Origin of the sequence: Kaistella palustris DSM 21579 (assembly GCF_000422265.1) — a bacterium.
Taxonomy (GTDB): Bacteria; Bacteroidota; Bacteroidia; order Flavobacteriales; family Weeksellaceae; genus Kaistella; species Kaistella palustris.
On the sequence record NZ_AULL01000012.1, the window covers coordinates 237507 to 256375 of the forward strand.

Here is an 18869-nt window from a genome sequence, read left to right on the forward strand (position 1 = left end):
TTGAAATTACTCAATTCTGGGTTTTTGTATTCTTTTTAGTAAGATCGATCCTGGCCGAAGGGTTTAAATCGATTCCCGTTCCGGCAGGCAAATCCTTATTGACAAGCACCGGCAGTTTTCCCGAAATCCCTGATTCTCCAAGAAGCGCTTTTGCCGTGGCACGCATGGAATCATCGTTGTTTTCATAAGCGACCAAAACCGTCGGAAATGATGAAATGTCCAGATCTGTTAAGGCATAAGGCGAACCAAAGACATTTAAAATCACTGTATTTTTTTTGCTGAGGTCGCTGAGTATTTTTTTACTCTCCTGTGAGATCACATACGGTTTATACGCAGTGGAATTATCTTTGTGAAGACCTGCAATAACTTTTGCACCGGCGGGAATCGAATTGATTTCATCCGTCTTTTTAACAATAACCGTGGTTCCTAAATTCAGTTGGTCGGCAAAAGTCTGGAAAGGCGCTTCCTCGAGCGGAACGTAATAATAGGTTTCAGCACAGTTTAGCGGCAACAGTTTCTGCTCGTCTTTTAATAAAGTTAATGCGTTGCTGTACAACTTCTGCGCAAGTTCAACATGTGACCTGCTGTTAAGATCTTCATTAATGTTTTCGGGATTTCTGTTTTCATATTTTGAGAGTCCCAGGTAATATTTGGTAAGCAGGATTTTTTTTACACTTTCCTCTACGCGGTCCTGTGAAATTTCGCCTTTATCAATTCCTGACTGAATGAGTCTTTTGCCTTCTTTTACACCTTCGGAAAAAAGCATAATGTCGTTTCCTGCTTTGAAAGCCAGTGCATCGAGTTCGCCGGGTTTATACCTTTTGGCGACAGCGCCCATGTTCAGCGCATCTGTAATGATAAGGCCTTTATACCCGAATTTCTCTTTTAAAAGTTTTGTAATAATCTCTCCGGAAAGCGAAGCCGGAATTCCCTTGCCGCTTTCCAGCGCAGGAACGTACAGGTGAGCGACCATCACACCGCCGATTCCCTTCGCCATTAATGCTTTAAAAGGAGCAAGTTCTACAGCGTTTAAGCGCTTTGCATCATGTGCAACAACCGGCAGGTCAAGGTGGGAATCTGCACTCGTGTCACCATGACCCGGAAAATGCTTGATGGCCGCGAGGATTTGGTTATCCTGCAAACCTTTGGAATAGGCGAGGGCAGAACTGATCACGTTAGGAACTTCTGAGCCAAAACTTCTGTTCCCGATAATGGGATTCAGGGGATTGGTATTCACGTCGACTACAGGTGCGAAATCCCAGTTAATTCCCATCCTTTTACAGTCTTCGGCGATCTTCGCAGCCATTTCCGTGATAAGGGTTTTATCCTGGATCGCACCGAGCGTCATGGCCCAGGGAAACTTATGAGCCGTAGGAATTCTTTGAAAAAGACCCCATTCCGCATCCATCCCGATCATCAGTGGAACTTTTGCCGTGCGCTGGAATTCATTAACCAAATCGATTTCCCGCGCCGCGTCATCCTGCATGAGGATTAGTCCGCCGATCTTTTCTGTATTTACAATATTCCGTACGGTGGCGATATAATCCTCGCCCCTGTTGGTGTACAGGGCAATAATAAAAAGCTGACCGAGTTTCTCGTCCTGTGAGAGTGCACTGTAAGTTTGGTCGACCCATTGTGCAGCTTTTTTGATTTCATCGGGCTGAATATTTTTCGGTACGTATTGGGCAGCACTTTTTACGGAAAAAAGAAAACAGATTAAAAAACAGATTTGACTTTTGCAGAATTTCATTATCGAACAGGGTAAGGTGGTGAACAAAATTACAATTTTTAATATTTATAATTTGATCTTTGTGGCATGCATCTTGAAATAAAAGGAAACATACTAACTCATAAAAAATCTAAAAATGAAAAAATATTTCACGGTAATGCTGCTCGCAATTTTTGGTCTTATCGCCTTTAGCTGTAACGACAGAAATGATGACGTAGTGGTAAACGATCAGGATACGTATCCGAAAATGACCGATGTAACCGGAACTTTTAACAGTGGAAACGGCTACTCAATAACCCAGGGAATTACAATTGGCAGTGGCGATGTGGTTCTTGTTTACCGAAACATCAATTCCAACACCAGTGCATCTGCAGTTTGGCAGTTACTTCCCAAAACCGAATATCTGGACGGCGGCAGGGAACTTGACTACAACTTCCTGTTTGATACTTCAACAATTGAAGTTTATACGGAGGCTAACTTTGATCAGGCAACAATGACCAGCGCAGAAGCCAACAAATATCTGAACAGCCAAAGATTCCGTCTGGTTTTGGTTCCTGCCTCTCAGGGTAAGAATGCCAACGTGAATTACAGCGATTATGAAAGCGTAATTAAATACTACAATTTACCTGACCGTAAATAATAAAAGTTTTTTAGTACTATACGATCAGTAACCCATTGATATTTCAGTGGGTTTCTTTTTTTAATGAAAAATCATACGCGATAAATTCCCGAAGTGAAGCTAAATGCCTATTTTTAGATTTCAAATAAAACAATATAAAATGAGTGTTCACATTAAAGCAAAAAAAGGCGAAATAGCAAAAACAGTTTTGCAGCCCGGCGATCCGCTTCGTGCGAAATATATGGCAGAAAATTTTCTGGAAGATGTAAAACTGGTAAGTGATACCCGCAATATTTTCTACTTTACCGGCACGTACAGAGGCAAGGAAATTACGGTAGGTGCCAGCGGCATGGGAATCCCGAGTATCGGTATTTACTCTTATGAGCTGTTTACGGAGTATGAAGTAGATACGATCATCCGTATCGGAACATGCGGAGCGTATACTACAGATTTAAAAGTCTTTGATATGCTTAATGTGGAAAGTGCGGCGAGCGAATCAACCTATGCAAAATTTGCCTGGGGAATTGAAGGCGAAGTCCTGAAACATCAGGGCAGCGCTTACGGTCTGATCAATGACACTGCAAAGGAATACAGTTTGCCGCTTGTGTCGACAACCATTCATACAAGTGATATTTTTTACCATAAAGATCCGGGAATCCCTGCGGTTGCTACCAAGTATAACTGCTCCGCTGTAGAGATGGAAGCTTTTGCGCTCTTTGCCAACGCACAGCATCTGGGTAAAAACGCTGCTGCAATCTTAACTGTTTCCGATGTAATTCCTACCGGCGACCAGATTTCTGCGGATGAGCGGGAAAAAGCATTGAAGCAAATGATTCAGCTCTCGCTTGAAACAGCATTGAAACTTCCATAAGAAACAAATGAAATAGAACCCGGTGAAAAAGCCGGGCTCTTTTTACAAGATATCAGTATCGCCCAGGAGGTGGCCAAAATAATCTTTTTTCACCTTTAGGTAACCGGCACTCTCCTTAGTGGAGCCGATCTGTAGCGGAATTCTTTTGTTCAGATGAATGTTGCTGTTTTCCACGATCTTTATTTTTTCAGGATTGTTGGTCAGCAGATTGATGTCTTTAACATTTAAAATATTCAGGATTTCTATCGCAGCTTCAAAACTTCTGTCATCGGCCGGGAGTCCGAGTTCAAGATTTGCCTGCACCGTATCGAAACCTTTTTCCTGCAGCGAATAAGCCTTCAGTTTATTGATGATGCCAATATTCCGCCCTTCCTGCCGCAGGTAAATGATCATACCACCGTTCTCATGAATATATCTCATCGCTGCATTCAGCTGCTGCCCGCATTCACATTTTTGAGAATGAAAAACCTCGCCTGTAATACATTCCGAATGAAAACGTACATTGACGGGTTTCGACATGTCTGTGTTTTCGGCGATGATCGCCAGATGCGGCATCCAATCGTTTGTTTCTTCGGACAGGGCGATGATCCGAAAACTCCCAAACTCCGTAGGAACATTAGCTTCCGCTTGAATCTTTAACATTAAAATGGTTGTGTTTTATTTAAGGAGCCGCAGTGGAATCCTTCGGAAGGTTATTATTAATCTGGGAAAGATTGGTTTTTATACGGACCAGATACCGGTTCAAAACCTCATCTTCATCTTTATTTAAATATCTGCGAAGTGTCTGCAGTTTTTTATATGATTTTTCAAAATTAGCAGTTGATTTTTCGAGGCCTTTTTTATTGTGCTCTTCAATGGCGCCTATATAATCCTTAAGATAGTATGAAAGTCTTATCACTTCTCGGTTTACTGCATCATTCCTAAATTTGGGAAAGGTAGCCAAAAGGTTGGTGATCTCCGAAGAATACACAATTAAATTCTGTTTTTCGGTCAGGGAGTATGCGGGTGATTTAGCTGTGGATTCGTACGCGGCTGCGCCAACCGGAGAAAGATTGATTTTCTCTACCGAGCAGGACAGACTGAAAATAAATATTGCTAAATAGCTAAGTCTGGGGTTGATCATTTTTTATGTTTTGATAAAGAATCGGGTTCAGACTCTCATCATTATACATCTTCATTTGCTTATACATTTTCATTTTGATGATACCGCGCTCTATATCAGAAAGTAAAAAATCGATGGCTTGCGAAAGATCTTTTTGCTGTTCCTGCAGAACATTTAATTTTTGTGTACAGTTTATTCTGTGTTCGGCACTCGCGCTTTCGCGGTCAGCCTCCAGGGACATATGATAAATTTTTAAAGCCAAAATCGACAGGCGGTCAAATGCCCAGGCCGGGGTTTCAGTATTTATTCTGGCGTCTTCGTGCGGGGTAATACCGTTGAATTTACTGTAAAAGTAACTGTCAATATACTCCACCAGATCGGTTCGCTCCTGATTAGATGAATCTATCCTTCTTTTCAGCGCAAGTGCTTCGGTGGGGTCGATCGTTGTTTCGCGAATCATATCTTCCAAATGCCATTGAACGGTATCAATCCAGTTCTTGGCATACAAAAGTTGTTCCAAAGTCCCCGATTTATAAGGGTTTTTGGAAATTTGATCTACGTTATCGGTAAGGTGATAGTCGCTTATCGACTGATTGAATATTTCCCAGGCAGTCTTAGTAATACTCATGCAGAAATATTAGAGCGGTGGATTTGAATTAACAGTCGGGTCTTCCGGCGTTTTTTTGTCATCTTCTTTCACGGCATCTTTAAATTCCTTGATGCCGGAACCAAGGCCGCGCATCATTTCCGGGATTTTCCGTCCACCGAAAAGTATCAGTAAAATAACTGCAACGATGAGTAAATGTTGCCATGATAAGGCTAATATAGTAAGTGTATTCATCTTGAAATTTTTACAAAGTTATATTATATTTTTTAATTGATCCATCCTAAAGGATCAACCGGTGTACCACCATTCCAGATCTGGAAATCCAGCGTATAAGTCCCGTCGAAATCGGCACCTACCGCACCGATCGGTGTACCGGCAGAAACCTGCTGATTAGCCGACACCATTGTACTGCCAAGGTTTGCGTAGACTGTAAAATAGTCACCATGTTTTACCATCACCATCTTGGTGCCGTCTCCTGAAACTACAACTCTGGAGACTGTGCCCGGCGCCACGCATTTTGCTACTGTTCCCTTGGTTACCGCGATCTTAATTCCATTGTTCTCTTCTACAATATTCTTGAAGACCGGGTGCGGCTGTCGGCCAAAGCGGTGTGTGATCGTGCCATACGCGGGCATCCCAAGTCTGCCACGGTTTGCGGCAAAATTATTTTCTACCGATTTGGAGACGCCGTAATTAATCATTGCTTTAGATTCCGCAGCTTTCACTTCATCGTCATTCTTTTTCTGGAGTGATGCCTGGTTTTCGCGCGCTGCGGCAGCTCTGTCGGCGGCAGCTTTTGCGTTTGCGGCAGCTATGGCGGCGTCGCGGGCGGCGGCGGCTCTGCGTGCTTCTGCTTTATCGGCATCTACAGCTTTTCTCGCATCTTCAGACTTTTTGGCATCTGCGGCGGCGGCGATCCTCGCTCTTTCGTTTTCTTCGGCGGCCTTCTTTTCAGCTATTTCCTGAAGTTTCCGGGCTTCATCGTCGGCTTTCTTTTTTTCCAGCGCCAGGGCTTCGAGGCGTGCCTTGTTTTCAGCTTCAATTCGTGCTTTTTCGCGTTCAGCAGCGATCTTTGCCAACCGTATTTTTTCAGCTTCCGCTTTCAGCCTTGCAGCTTCATTGGCTTTGGCGATCCGTATTTCTTCCGCAATGATCGAGCGGATCTGGCCTTCAAGCTTCTTGGATTCAGTTTGTTTCTGTCTCAGTTCCGCAGTAAGTGTCTCTTCGTTTTTCTTGAAATCCCGCAGTAGATTTTCCTTCTGTTTTTTCTCTGCTTCAATGGTTAACAGGTCTTTTTGCTGGTTGCTGAGAATCATCTCTTTATCTTTGACCGATTTTTGTTTCAGGGCAACATTTTCAAGAAGTTTGCGCGCAGCATCTGAAATTTCCGCAGCCTTTTTATCCTGATAGTCAGAGTAATCCTTTAGATACTGAACGCGGCGTAACGCCTGACCCAGATTTTTGGATGACAATATAAATGTTACCTTGTTCTGAACGCCCTTATTCTTATAAGCTTTCACCAAAACCTCTGCATAATTTTTCCGGAGTACAGAAAGTTCCTTGTTCTGACGGTTAATTTCGAGCTGACGTAAATAAATGTCATCTTCGATCAGGCGTTTTTCTTTCTGGGTATTGGTATACACCTTTTCGCGAAGCTGAATCTTTTTATTCACATCGCTGAGGTAAGCTACAGAAAGTTTGGATTGTGCCTGAGTTTTTGCCAAGTTAGCGTTGATAGCCGAGATCTGTTTTTTAAGTTCTATATTTTGTTTCTGAAGCTGTTCCTTTTTCTGGGAAAATAAAACCCCACAAAGAAAAACTCCTATAAATAAGCTTACTTTTTTAATCATTTGATCTCTGTTTTCGTATAATTGTTGGGAACGGAGTACGGCGTCTCCATTTTCGAACTTTCAAATTTCGTATTTTCTAAAAAAATCTGGCTTGATTTAGAGCCTTTTATCATTATTTTAACGTTTTTGGGCAGCCGCATGTTTTCAAAAGAAACCCAGTTTGAGTAATTGACTTCCAGCGTGTCGCCGCTGTGTTTATCGACCAGGGAAATATCCATTAAATCAAGGTCTGAAGAATATTTCATAGTCACCGCATATTCCGAAACTTTTCCGTTTTCGCCGAATTTCAGATTTTTCGCAGAAGTCAACCGATAACCTTCAGCATTCTTCGAAAGCACAAAATCCTTTTCGCTTACCGGAATAAACGTGCGCCCGATGAGCAGATTCTGCAGCGACTGAAAATCAATGAAATCGACATGCAGCAAATTGTTGAGATACGAAAAATCGGATTCTATATAGGTTTTATTCCACTTCTCATAACCCTGGATTCCTTCTGGGGTCGCTACTCCGCGTCCAACATTCAGAATTACAGCGATCATATTCATCCACACTTTTCTGTCTTTTTCTATGTAAATCGTCGCGTCGAGGGTGGGAATAAATTTCCCTGTTTCTACATCAACACGTGAATTGATCTTTATCTGGGAAAAATCGGGAGCTGCTTTAATATTGCTAAAAAAAGCTGAGGTGTTGGCAATGGGAGCATTTGCGTCGGTCGGTGAATTGACCGGCGTTGTTACGGCACACGACAGCAGCAATGCGGGCAGGAGCAGTGTAAGAATATATTTTTTCATAAGATTTTCTTTTCAAATACATTACAAACGGCAAACCATTGCGAATGTTTTGTAATGTGTACAATTCCTAAAATCCCGAAATTAATGGTCGGTTCCTTTGGACAGGAAATCCAGAACGGAGTAATCGCCCAGCGAAATTTCCCGTGCCACGCCATAATATTCCGCAGAATTGCCGATCATTGAATTGCTGAGATTTCCGTGATCGATAATCGTGTTTTCCTGAATCAGGGAATTGTCGATATTAGAATTGATGACAATTGTATTGTTACCCACAGACACTCCCGGACCGATCTTGGAGTTTTTTATTTTCACGTTTTCGCCAATAAAACATGGTGGAATGATGAGGCAGTTTTCAATGGTCGCCGAGGCTGGGTAATCTGCCACGTTTTCGCGCTCGTACTCCAAAACTTTTCCGTTGGTTTCTACGGTTGCATTTTTATTGCCACAATCCATCCAGTCATCTACTTTCCCAAGGGAGAATTTCGCACCTTTCCGACGAAGGTTTTCCAGGGCTGTAGTCAGCTGATATTCACCGCCTTGCTTGATGTCGTTCTCCATGATGTAGTTGATCTCCGACATCAGTTTCTCGGCAGAATTAAAATAATAAATCCCGATAATTGCCAGGTCCGATACAAAATCTTTAGGCTTCTCCACAAAATCTGTGATAAAGCCGTAATCATCGAGTTTCACCACCCCAAAAGCAGAGGGATCTTCCACTTTTTTTACCCAGATCACACCATCGGAATTCGTATCCAGAATAAAGTCAGCTTTAAAAAGTGTATCGGCAAAAGCCACCACCACATCTCCCTGCATAGAGTTTTCTGCACATTTAATGGCGTGTGCGGTTCCCAAAGGTTCATCCTGTGTATAAACGGTTCCTTTGGCGCCGAGTTTCTCTGCAATTTTTACTAATGATTCCTCAACCTCCTGGCCGAAATCGCCAATGATAAATGCAATTTCATCAATTTTTTCGCCTGCGACTTTTGCAATATCTTCTACCAACCGCTGGACAATGGGTTTCCCTGCGATAGGAATCAGCGGTTTAGGAACAGTTAACGTGTGAGGTCTTAATCTGGAGCCCCGTCCAGCCATTGGCACAATGATTTTCATAATATCTTTTAATTTTTTTGCGGCATGATTTGTAGCCGTTTTTTTTATTTAATGAGGGTACTGCCGAAGCCACCTTCGCCACGTTGGGTATCGCTAAGTATTTCGGATTCTTCCCAGATAATATGTTCGTGTTTGGAAACTACCATCTGCGCAATGCGGTCACCGTCGCGCACCGTAAAATCTTCGGCGGATAAATTTACTAAAATTACATTGATTTCGCCCCGGTAATCAGCATCGATGGTGCCGGGCGTGTTCAGTACGGTTATTCCGTTTTTAATCGCCAAACCGCTGCGCGGGCGAATCTGAACCTCGAAACCGGCAGGGATTTCCAGGAACAGGCCGGTGGGAATCAGTTTGCGTTCCAGCGGTTTCAGTAGGATTTCCGATGAAAGTTCAGCATAAATATCGAGACCGGCAGAAAGCGGAGTCTGATATTTTGGTAAAGGATGTTTTGACTTATTGATTATTTTTATTCTCATTTCTTATTTTTTTATCTTGTTCAAAATAAAGTCTTTTTCGGAATACACTACGATGAATGCAAACAGTACAAAGAGCATATTTCCCACCCAAAAATTGGAATCAAAAATATTGTAGGAAACAAAACTGAATACACCTAAAAGGAGGAGGCAAAAGGAAATCTTCTTTATCCTGTAAGGTATTGGATAGTTTTTTTGGCCTAAAAAATAAGATAAAACCATCAGTAGGAAATAGGCAGCTAAAGTGGCCCACGCCGAAACCATAAAACCAAAATCCTTTAAAAAAAGAAAGTTCAGAAGTATGGTAAGCAGGGCGCCGCTCCAGGAAATCACTGTTCCGATCCTTGTGCGGTCCGTAACTTTATACCAGGTTGAAAGGTTATAATAAATTCCGAAAAACAGATTAGCGATCACAATGATCGGAATAATGTCGATTGCGGTCCAGTAGGATTTATTGGGAATGAACAATACCTTCAGCCAGGAAATATTTGCAATAATTCCCATGGCAACAATAGAGGCGAAAAATGTGAAATATTCAGTTACTTTGGCATAAGTAATCTTCGCGTTGGCGTTCTGCATCTGTTTAAAGAAAAACGGTTCAATACCCATTCTGTAGGCTGTAACGAATAAAGTCATCAACACGGCAAGTTTGTAGCAACCGCCGTAAGCACCGGCATCGCCTTCATCAATATAATAATACTGTATTGCCTTGTCGAAATTTTCATTAACCATAAAGGCAAAACCTGCAAGCATGATCGGCCAGGAGTATTTGATCATCCGCGAAAAAAGGGTTCGTGCAAATTCAAATTTTACTTTGAAAATAACCGGTAAAAGCATGAGAACACCTACAAAACTGCCGACCAAATTGCTGTAAAACGGAAATGAAACCTTCTCTGTAAGACCCATTTCCTGGGAATATCTTGCAGGGATATAGATGAAAAGCGCAACTACAGCCACGGTCTGCACCAGCGACTGCAGCACGCGTATCATCGAATATTTAATGGGTTTGTTATGGTATCGCAGCCAGGCGAACGGGATTACGCACAGCGTGTCGAAAAAAGCGATCCACGCAAACCATCGGATGAATTCCGGATTTTTCCCGTAACCCATGCTTGCCGCCAAAGGTTCGCTAAACAGCAGGCAGCCAATAAGAAATACCGCCGAAGTTGCGGCCAAAAACCAAAACGAGGTATTGAAGGTCTTGTCTTTGTTTTCCGGTTCCGAGGAAAATCTGAAGTAAGCCGTTTCAAAACCGAAAGTCAGAATGATATTCACAAAAGAGATGAGCGCGTAGAGATTGGTGAACTGTGCAAACTCCTCTTTATTAATGAAATGAATGTAAAGTGGATTCAGGATAAAAATAATAATCCGTGGGAGAATTGCCCCGATGCCGTAGATGATGGTTTCGTTGAGAAGTTTTTTCAAAACAGATTTTTATTTTTTGCAAATGTAATTATTTAGATTTATGATTGAAAGGAGCCGCGGTTTAATTCAGGTGGCTCATTTATTTAGATTATTTTTGTAAGTCTACACCATACTCCTTTAAATTTTTATTAATGAATATCCTTATCCGGAACGCCTTTATTGTTAATGAAGACCAGATCTTTGAAAGTGATCTGCTGATTGAAAACGATCTGATCACGCAAATTGCGCCGGCTATTGAGGTTGAAAATCCAGACCGGATTATTGAGGCGGCCGGGAAATATCTTCTGCCGGGTGTTATTGATGATCAGGTGCATTTCCGCGAACCCGGCTTAACCTGGAAAGGCGATATAGAAAGTGAATCCAAAGCAGCGGTTGCCGGCGGAATCACAAGTTTTATGGAGCAGCCAAACACCGTTCCCAATGCCGTAACACAGGAATTGTTGGAGGAAAAATACAAAATCGCCGCAGAAAAATCCTTTGCCAACTATTCTTTTTTGATGGGTGGCACCAATGATAATCTGGAAGAAGTTTTAAAAACAAATCCGCGCAATGTCGCAGGCATTAAACTTTTTCTCGGTTCTTCCACCGGAAATATGCTCGTAGATAATCCTGAAACTTTAGAAAAAATATTCAGCAGTACAAAAATGCTCATCGCTGTGCACTGCGAAGATGAGGCAACAATCAAACGGAACACCGAAATATTTAAGGAAAAATATGGTGATGATATTCCGGTCACCGCACATCACCTGATCAGAAGTGAAGAAGCTTGTTATATTTCTTCCTCAAAAGCGATCGAGCTGGCAAAAAAAACTGGCGCGAGATTACACGTTTTTCATTTGTCGACGGCAAAAGAGATGGATTTATTCAGAAACGACATTCCATTGAAGGAAAAAAAGATTACTGCTGAAGTGTGCGTTCATCACCTTACTTTTACCGATGACGATTACCAAACCAAAGGAAATCTCATCAAATGGAATCCAGCCGTAAAAACACGGCAAGATAAAGACGCACTTTGGGAAGCACTTCTGGATGACCGAATTGATGTGATCGCGACAGATCACGCGCCGCATACTCTGGAAGAAAAATCGCAGAAATATCTGAAAGCACCTTCCGGCGGACCGCTGGTTCAGCATGCTTTAAATATCATGCTCGAAAATTTTAAGAATAATAAAATTTCTTTGGAAAAGATCGTGGAGAAAATGTGTCACAATCCAGCAGTTCTCTTCCAGATCGAAAAGCGCGGCTTCATCAGAAAGGGTTACAAAGCCGACCTTGTACTGGTCGATCTTAATGAAAGCTACACGGTTTCCAAAGAAAACATTCTGTACAAATGTGGATGGAGCCCGCTGGAAGGAACAACTTTTCAGTCCAAAGTCACACACACTTTTGTAAATGGTTTTCCGGCGTTCGAAAGCGGCAAAGTTTCGGAAGAAAGACATGGCGAGCGGCTGCTTTTTGAGCGCGAACATTAATAATATTCGGATTACTGAAACATTTGCGAGTAAAACACGTCTAATACTTAATAAATTATAAACTATGTTCAAAAAATTCTCTTTAGCACTTCTCACGTTGCTGGTTTCGGTGCACACTTTTGCACAGAAGCAGTTTGAGTGGAAGGAAGCCACCGGAAACGGATATACGTATAAGTATGTCACAAATGACCCGATGAATGCACGTTTCTACACATTGAAAAATGGACTGACCGTCATTTTAAGTCCGACCAAAACCGATCCCAGAGTTCAGGCTTATGTGGCGGTGAAGGCCGGCAGCAAAACCGATCCGCGCACCAATACAGGTTTGGCGCACTATCTGGAACACATGCTTTTCAAAGGAACCGACAAATTTGGCTCTTTGGACTGGTCGAAAGAAAAACCGGAACTCGACAGGATCGATGCACTTTATGAGCAGTACAATAAAACGAAAGACGCCGACCAGCGAAAAGCCATTTATAAAAAGATCGATTCAGTTTCCGGCGTAGCGAGCAAATTTGCGATCGCGAACGAATACGATAAAATGATGGCTTCCATGGGAGCGCAGGGAACCAATGCCTTTACAAGTTTTGAGCAGACCGTTTATACAGACGATGTTCCGAGCAGTTCTTTGGATAAATATCTCGCGGTTCAGGGTGAGCGATTCCGAAATCCTGTGTTAAGGATTTTCCATACGGAGCTGGAGGCGGTGTATGAAGAAAAAAACAGAAGTTTGGACAGCGACGGCAGCAAAGTTTTCGAAACACTGTTTTCTGAACTCTTCAAAAATCACAATTATGGACAACAGACCACGATCGGAACGGTAGAACATTTGAAAAACCCCTCGCTCGTTGAAATCCGCAAATATTTCAATAACTACTATGTGCCCAACAATATGGGTGTGATCCTGTCCGGAGACTTTAATCCGGATGAGGTAATTGCGAAAGTTGACAAAGCTTTTTCTGAAATGCAGTTTAAAGCAGTTCCGAGATATACTTTCGCTGCAGAAACTCCGATCACCGCACCAATCGTAAAAGAAATCACCGGTCCTGATGCAGAAAATCTGACTATCGGTTTCAGATTGCCGGGGAATAAAGATAAAGACGTGCTTATTGCTGATCTTGTGGGGCAGGTTTTAACCAATGGAAAAGCAGGTTTACTTGATTTGAACCTGGTTAAAAAGCAAAAATTACTGCGGGCTTCCGCAGAGACTTTCACTTTAATCGATTACGGCGTTCTTTATCTGGATGCTGCTCCGACCAACGGTCAGACTTTAGAGGAAGTAAAAACTTTGGTACTGGGAGAAATCGACAACCTTAAAAAAGGAAATTTCGATGCAGATCTGATTACTTCAATTGTCAATAACATTAAAAAGCAGAAAATCTACGAATCTGAAAAGTATGATGACCGCGCGGGTTCGCTGATGAACGCATTCACGTCGGAATTAAACTGGAGAGATCAGGTGGCTTATGTAAATGACCTGTCGAAAATTACCAAAGCCGACATTGTGAATTTTGCAAATAAATATTTGGGCGAAAATTACGTAGCGGTTTTGAAACGGAAAGGCGAATCTCCGGCAACGGCAAAAATTGAAAAACCGCAGATTACTCCTGTAGAAACCAATGCTGACAAGCAGTCGCCTTTTGTAAAAATGGTGAATAATATGCCGAGTATTCCATCTGCGCCCGTATTTTTAGATTATAAAAAAGACATCCAGAAATCCAGACTTGGAAATGCGGAAGTTCTTTACGTTCCAAATAGAGACAACCAGATCTTCCGTTTGAAATACAGATACAAAATCGGTTCTTTAAACGATCTGAAGCAGCCGGTCGCTTCGCAGTATCTTCAGTTTTTGGGAACTGATAAAATGTCGGCCGAAGAGATTTCAAAAGCCTTCTATAAAATCGCCTGCAGCTTTAATGTATCCACGGGCGAAGATTACACCACGGTTTCCATCGAGGGTCTACAGGAAAACTTCGATCAGGCGGTGAAATTATACGAAGACCTAATTCTGAACGTAAAAGCCGATGACGCTGCCCTGAAAGGTCTTAAAGAGCGAATGGCAAAAGCGCGGAAAGATGTAAAAGCAAATAAAGGCGCCATTTTACAAGGTTTGACAAGTTACGCGATGTACGGAAAAGAAAACAAGTTCAACAATGTATTGTCCGATTCCGATCTGGCTTCCGTAACTTCCGCAGAACTCGTGAACCGTATTAAGAATCTGAACAGTTATGAGCAGACCGTCATTTATTACGGACCGATCTCCATGAAAGAATTGGATGCGAAACTGAAAACTGCGCACCAGGTTCCGGCAAAATTTGCGGTAGCTCCAGCAGCAAAAGTTTTCAAACAGATTCCGCAGACCAAAAATCAGGTTTTATTTGCCGATTATGATATGGTACAGGCAGAAACACGGTGGATCCGAAATACAGATGTGTATGATCCCGCTAAAAATACGGTGGTAAAAGTCTTTAACAACTATTTCGGCGGCGGCATGGGTTCGATCGTTTTCCAGACCATTCGCGAGAGTAAAGCCTTGGCGTACAGCACTTACGGTGTTTATGTGCAGCCTCAGAAAAAAGATCAGGAATATTCTATGTTGAGCTATGTGGGAAGTCAGGCTGATAAATTCAATGACGCTACCACGGCGATGAATGAGCTTTTAAATAAGATGCCGGACTTGCCCGTAAATCTGGATCTCGCCAGAACACAGGTGAAAAAAGACATTCAAACCGAAAGAATTACGCAGGATAAGATCATCTTCAATTACCTGGCAGCGCAGGAACTCGGTTTGAAAGATGATGTGCGGAAAACTATTTATGAGTCTGTTGATAAAATGACGATGGACGATCTGAAGAAATTCCATGCTGCAAATTTTGCGGGGAAACCTTATACGTATGCGATTGTAGCGTCGGAGAAAAGAGTTCCGTTGGCAGATATGCAGAAACTGGGCGAGGTAAAAAAACTCACTTTCGAAGAACTTTTTGGGTATTAGAATTTTTTTTAATTGACAGGAAACTGCTTCAGAAATGGGGCAGTTTTTTTATGGTTTATTAGGGCGCACATTTCCGCCCTCCGTTCCCGCTTTTTTATTGGTTGCTTCGGCTCCGCTCAGCCACCAATAAAAAGAGCTCCACTCAGGTCGGGGCGCGGATTACGTACATTATAAAATAATTTTTGGAGTGGGAGTTTTCGCTGTGAATTCCTCACCCCAACCCTCTGCAGGGGAGAGGGAGCCATGCGGAAGGTAAGTTGGGGGTAAAATTATGGTTTGTTAATTTTTTAGTTTTTATAAGAGAATTTTTCACTGTGAATTCCTCACCCCAACCCTCTCCAAAGGAGAGGGAGCCGCGAAAGGTTATTTTGGCGGTAAAATTTTGATTTTCTAAGTGTTTTAAATTTTTATAAGAGAATTTTTCATTGTGAATTCCTCACCCAACCCTCTACAAAGGAGAGGAAGCCGTGCGCAAGGTAATTTTCGCGGCAAAATTTTGGTTTTCTAAGTGTTTTTAATTTTTATGAGAGAATTTTTCGTTGTGAATTTCTCATCCTAATTCTCTCTAGGGGAGAGGGAGCCGAGAAAGGTTATTTTGGCGGTAAAATTTTGATTTTCGAAGTGTTTTAAATTTTTATAAGAGAATTTTTCGTTGTGAATTCCTCACCCCAACCCTCTGCATGTGAGAGGAGCTGTGCGGAAGCAAATTCGGGATTTAAAATGGTTTTCTTAATGTTTGGAATTCGCTGGGAAAAGAGTTTAGAAGGCCATTAATTGGGAGGTAAATTTAGATTGAAGAGGTTTTTTTTGCCAGCCGTCTGAAGAGTGGTGGAGCGGGAAATAGTTCAAGGGAGCTTCCTCGGAAGTTTAGTTCAAAGCACTTTTCTTCATCAATAACAAAAGACTTGGACCCCTGCTGCTGTCACCAGATTTCTTTTCGGCGCTCGCTTCGCTCGCGCCTGTCTTGTCCCTGCGCAGGTAAAAAACTACATGACCTTAGCACTCTTCATGGCGCTCGCTACGCTCGCGCTTTCTTAACCGATATCAGCTATATGCTGTGTTCCTTCCTTGTTCTTACCGGCGCTCGCTTCGCTCGCGCTTCTTAATTTCTAACTCCCAGACATCATCACACTATCACATCAAAAAGATCCTCACATCAAACATCCATATAATTTATACGCTGCATAATTGTTCGTAACTTGCTTTCGGCAAATTCCCTTAAATTTACAAAAAGTCAAACCTATGAATCTGTATACACAACCCATGCTTAAAGATGATGCATTGAAGGATAAAGTCGCGATAGTAACCGGCGGTGGCAGTGGCCTCGGTAAAGCAATGACCCGATATTTTCTGCAGCTCGGCGCCAAAGTCGTCATCACTTCCCGAAATCTTGATAAGCTTCGGGATACCGCCAAGGAACTCGAAGATGAAACGGGTGGAAAAGTTCTGTGTGTAGCCTGCGACGTGCGAAACTGGGACGAGGTCGAAGCCATGAAAGAAGCGGCAATAAAAGAGTTCGGGCAAATCGACATTCTGCTTAACAACGCGGCCGGTAACTTTATCTCACCTACCGAGAGACTTACCCATTCGGCTTTTGATTCGGTGCTGGATATTGTTCTAAAAGGCACAAAAAACTGTACACTTTCAATTGGGAAGTATTGGATCGACAGTAAAATTCCGGGAACTGTTCTTAATATTGTCACCACTTACGCGTGGACAGGTTCGGCCTATGTAGTTCCTTCAGCCTGTGCGAAAGCCGGTGTATTGGCGATGACGAGAAGTTTAGCCGTGGAATGGGCGAAATACAATATCCGGTTTAATGCCATTGCTCCCGGACCGTTTCCAACCAAAGGTGCCTGGGAAAGATTGTTGCCGGGTGACTTGGCAGAAAAATTCGATATGCGTAAAAAAGTTCCTTTGAGAAGAGTGGGCGAACATCAGGAACTGGCGAACCTCGCCGCGTATTTGGTCTCAGATTATTCCGCTTATATGAACGGTGAGGTGGTAACCATCGACGGTGGCGAGTGGCTTCAGGGCGCGGGTGAATTTAATATGCTCGAAGAGATTCCGCAGGAAATGTGGGATATGCTGGAATCGATGATCAAAGCAAAGAAAAAAAGTTAGGAAATTTTTGCAATTGTCCATTAAAAAAGGGATGTTTTAGGCATCCCTTTCGTTGTAAAAATTCGTTGACCTGGCGGTAAATGGAGTTATTTCTTAACGACGGCCTGTTTTAGAGCGCTGTCGATTTTATAATCTGTATTTCCGTTGATCTTTACATTTTCGAAAACCAAATTTTGCGCAAACTTTCCTACGATACCATGTTTGCTTTTGATATCCACATTTTTAAAGTAGAGATTTTCGATGAATTTAGTTGGCAGGCCTGTAAAGCTAAAAGCAGTGTCGGCACTTTCACACTGCACATTGTTCACATAGAAATCGTGGAAATACGGTACTTTATCGCCCGTAAACTGCGCGTCCTGACTCGCTTTGCTGCTGCCTGCAGGCGCATCTGCGTAAAAAGTGTCAAATGAAAATGCTTCATTAATGATGTTTTTCATTACTATATTCTGAATGAAGATCTGGCTCACATCGCCTCCTCGACCGGAATTACTTTTCACACGTACGCCGATATCGGTTCCGTCGAACAGACAGTTCGACACAAAAATATTTTTCATACCTCCATCGGTATTGCTGCCGATCACAAAACCGCCGTGACCTTCATTCACAGTGCATTCTGCGATGATGATGTTTTGAAGGTTGGCTTCGCCATCTTTTGGCGTGCCGCTGGATTTCATGCATATTCCGTCGTCGCCCGCGTTTACTCTTGTATTGTAGATGATCACGTTTTTGGAGGCGCTGATATCGATTCCGTCGCCGTTCTGTGCCCACTTCGGATTGTAAACCGTTGTGTTGCGGATGACCAGGTTTGTAATGTTTTTTGGATTAATGACAAATTTTGGGGAATTTCTGAAAGTGGGTCCGTCGATCAGCAGATTGGTTACTTTCGACAGTGTAAACATCATCGGCCGTAAATAATGGCGCAGGATCTCGTAGTCGCCGATGGTCGCATCTTTTTTTGCGGCAATGATTTTAGCCAGTTTTTCGCCGTTCATGGCATTGGCGCTTGGCCACCAGATCTTTCCGTCGTCACTTACCACGCTGCCTTTTTGCAGGAGAGCGGCCCATTGCTCTTTGGTTACTTTAAACTTTTTCACGGGACGCCAGACCTCGCCGGCTCCATCGAAAATGCCTTCACCGGTAAAAGCTACATCGGTAAGTTTATCTCCCCAAAGTGGTGGTGTTACATCAAATTTACCTTTGGAATATTCGCGTACAGGGAATTGGCTGATATCATCAGAAAACTGAATGACCGCGCCTTTTTCTACATGAAAGTTGATCTTGCTTTTCAGTTCGATAGGACCGGTGAGCCAAATGCCGGCGGGAACGATGAGCTTTCCACCACCTTTTTCACTAATGGTGGTAATGGCTTTTTCGAATGCTTTTGTATTGAGCGTGGTTCCGTTTCCTACACCACCAAAATCTTTGATGTTGTACGACGTTTCCGGGATAGTTGGCAAAACCATTTCACCAAATTCAAACGGTGCATTTTTAATGTAATATTCAATGCTGTTGACTTGTGCCTGAAACATTGCGGCCAATGAGAGCAGGCAAACCAGTGCGAATTTTTTCATTTTATTTTTGATTTGTTGCTGTAAAAATAGAGAAAACAAATATCAATGTAATCGTTTGCATAACTTTTATAAAATTTTAACTTTATCATGGTGGCGCACAGTGTGAACTGATCTTGTAACAAAAGCCGCC

The 18869-nt window shown here is 42.6% G+C and carries 16 protein-coding genes; 5 read left to right on the forward strand and 11 right to left on the reverse strand.

Annotation, left to right across the window (positions count from 1 at the left end; all coding sequences use genetic code 11):
- Positions 1–10 precede the first annotated feature (10 nt).
- Positions 11–1750 (reverse strand): glycoside hydrolase family 3 protein, encoded by a 1740-nt coding sequence (locus H562_RS0102300; RefSeq protein ID WP_034690442.1) that lies wholly within the window; start codon positions 1748–1750, stop codon positions 11–13.
- Positions 1751–1865: 115 nt separating this feature from the next.
- On the opposite strand from H562_RS0102300, the gene H562_RS0102305 reads away from it, so the two are divergent.
- Positions 1866–2369, forward strand: a complete 504-nt coding sequence (locus H562_RS0102305; RefSeq protein WP_027376034.1) for a hypothetical protein — start codon at positions 1866–1868, stop codon at positions 2367–2369.
- A gap of 139 nt (positions 2370–2508) precedes the next feature.
- Entirely contained in the window at positions 2509–3219 is a 711-nt protein-coding gene (deoD, locus tag H562_RS0102310) for a purine-nucleoside phosphorylase (protein ID WP_027376035.1), read from the forward strand.
- A gap of 42 nt (positions 3220–3261) precedes the next feature.
- Here deoD and ribA read toward each other — a convergent pair whose 3' ends face one another.
- The 9 genes from ribA to H562_RS0102355 all read right to left on the reverse strand — a co-directional run bounded on the left by ribA (position 3262) and on the right by H562_RS0102355 (position 10580).
- Complete coding sequence (ribA, locus tag H562_RS0102315; RefSeq protein ID WP_027376036.1) at positions 3262–3861, reverse strand: GTP cyclohydrolase II; 600 nt, start codon at positions 3859–3861, stop codon at positions 3262–3264.
- Positions 3862–3880: 19 nt separating this feature from the next.
- Entirely contained in the window at positions 3881–4342 is a 462-nt protein-coding gene (locus H562_RS0102320; protein ID WP_027376037.1) for a hypothetical protein, read from the reverse strand.
- On the reverse strand, positions 4323–4949 hold the full coding sequence (locus H562_RS0102325) for a DUF4254 domain-containing protein (protein ID WP_027376038.1): 627 nt from the start codon (positions 4947–4949) through the stop codon (positions 4323–4325). Before H562_RS0102325 ends, H562_RS0102320 begins: the two co-directional genes overlap by 20 nt.
- 9 nt (positions 4950–4958) lie before the next feature.
- Positions 4959–5162 (reverse strand): Sec-independent protein translocase subunit TatA/TatB, encoded by a 204-nt coding sequence (locus H562_RS0102330; protein ID WP_027376039.1) that lies wholly within the window; start codon positions 5160–5162, stop codon positions 4959–4961.
- A 32-nt stretch (positions 5163–5194) separates the two neighbouring features.
- Positions 5195–6778, reverse strand: coding sequence for a murein hydrolase activator EnvC family protein (locus H562_RS0102335; RefSeq protein ID WP_027376040.1), 1584 nt, complete (start codon positions 6776–6778; stop codon positions 5195–5197).
- Positions 6775–7569, reverse strand: a complete 795-nt coding sequence (locus H562_RS0102340) for a DUF4292 domain-containing protein (protein WP_027376041.1) — start codon at positions 7567–7569, stop codon at positions 6775–6777. The genes H562_RS0102335 and H562_RS0102340 overlap by 4 nt, the downstream gene beginning before the upstream one ends.
- Positions 7570–7650: 81 nt before the next feature.
- Positions 7651–8679, reverse strand: coding sequence for a sugar phosphate nucleotidyltransferase (locus H562_RS0102345; protein WP_027376042.1), 1029 nt, complete (start codon positions 8677–8679; stop codon positions 7651–7653).
- Positions 8680–8723: 44 nt separating this feature from the next.
- Positions 8724–9158 carry a dUTP diphosphatase gene (gene dut / locus H562_RS0102350; protein ID WP_027376043.1) on the reverse strand — a complete coding sequence of 145 codons (435 nt, stop codon included), beginning with the start codon at positions 9156–9158 and terminating at the stop codon, positions 8724–8726.
- Positions 9159–9161: 3 nt separating this feature from the next.
- Positions 9162–10580: a lipopolysaccharide biosynthesis protein gene (locus H562_RS0102355; RefSeq protein WP_027376044.1), complete on the reverse strand. Its 1419-nt coding sequence runs from the start codon at positions 10578–10580 to the stop codon at positions 9162–9164.
- Between the two features lie 131 nt (positions 10581–10711).
- Here H562_RS0102355 and H562_RS0102360 point away from each other — a divergent pair, with 131 nt between their 5' ends.
- From H562_RS0102360 to H562_RS0102370, 3 genes are all read left to right on the forward strand, one after another.
- Complete coding sequence (locus H562_RS0102360) at positions 10712–12052, forward strand: dihydroorotase (RefSeq protein WP_027376045.1); 1341 nt, start codon at positions 10712–10714, stop codon at positions 12050–12052.
- Between the two features lie 64 nt (positions 12053–12116).
- A complete protein-coding gene (locus H562_RS0102365; RefSeq protein ID WP_027376046.1) occupies positions 12117–15044 on the forward strand; it encodes a M16 family metallopeptidase in 2928 nt (975 codons plus the stop codon).
- 1242 nt (positions 15045–16286) lie between these two features.
- Positions 16287–17168: an SDR family oxidoreductase gene (locus H562_RS0102370; protein ID WP_027376047.1), complete on the forward strand. Its 882-nt coding sequence runs from the start codon at positions 16287–16289 to the stop codon at positions 17166–17168.
- An 86-nt stretch (positions 17169–17254) separates the two neighbouring features.
- On the opposite strand, the gene H562_RS14515 is transcribed toward H562_RS0102370, so the two are convergent.
- Entirely contained in the window at positions 17255–18739 is a 1485-nt protein-coding gene (locus H562_RS14515; RefSeq protein WP_051190367.1) for a glycoside hydrolase family 28 protein, read from the reverse strand.
- Positions 18740–18869: the final 130 nt, after the last annotated feature.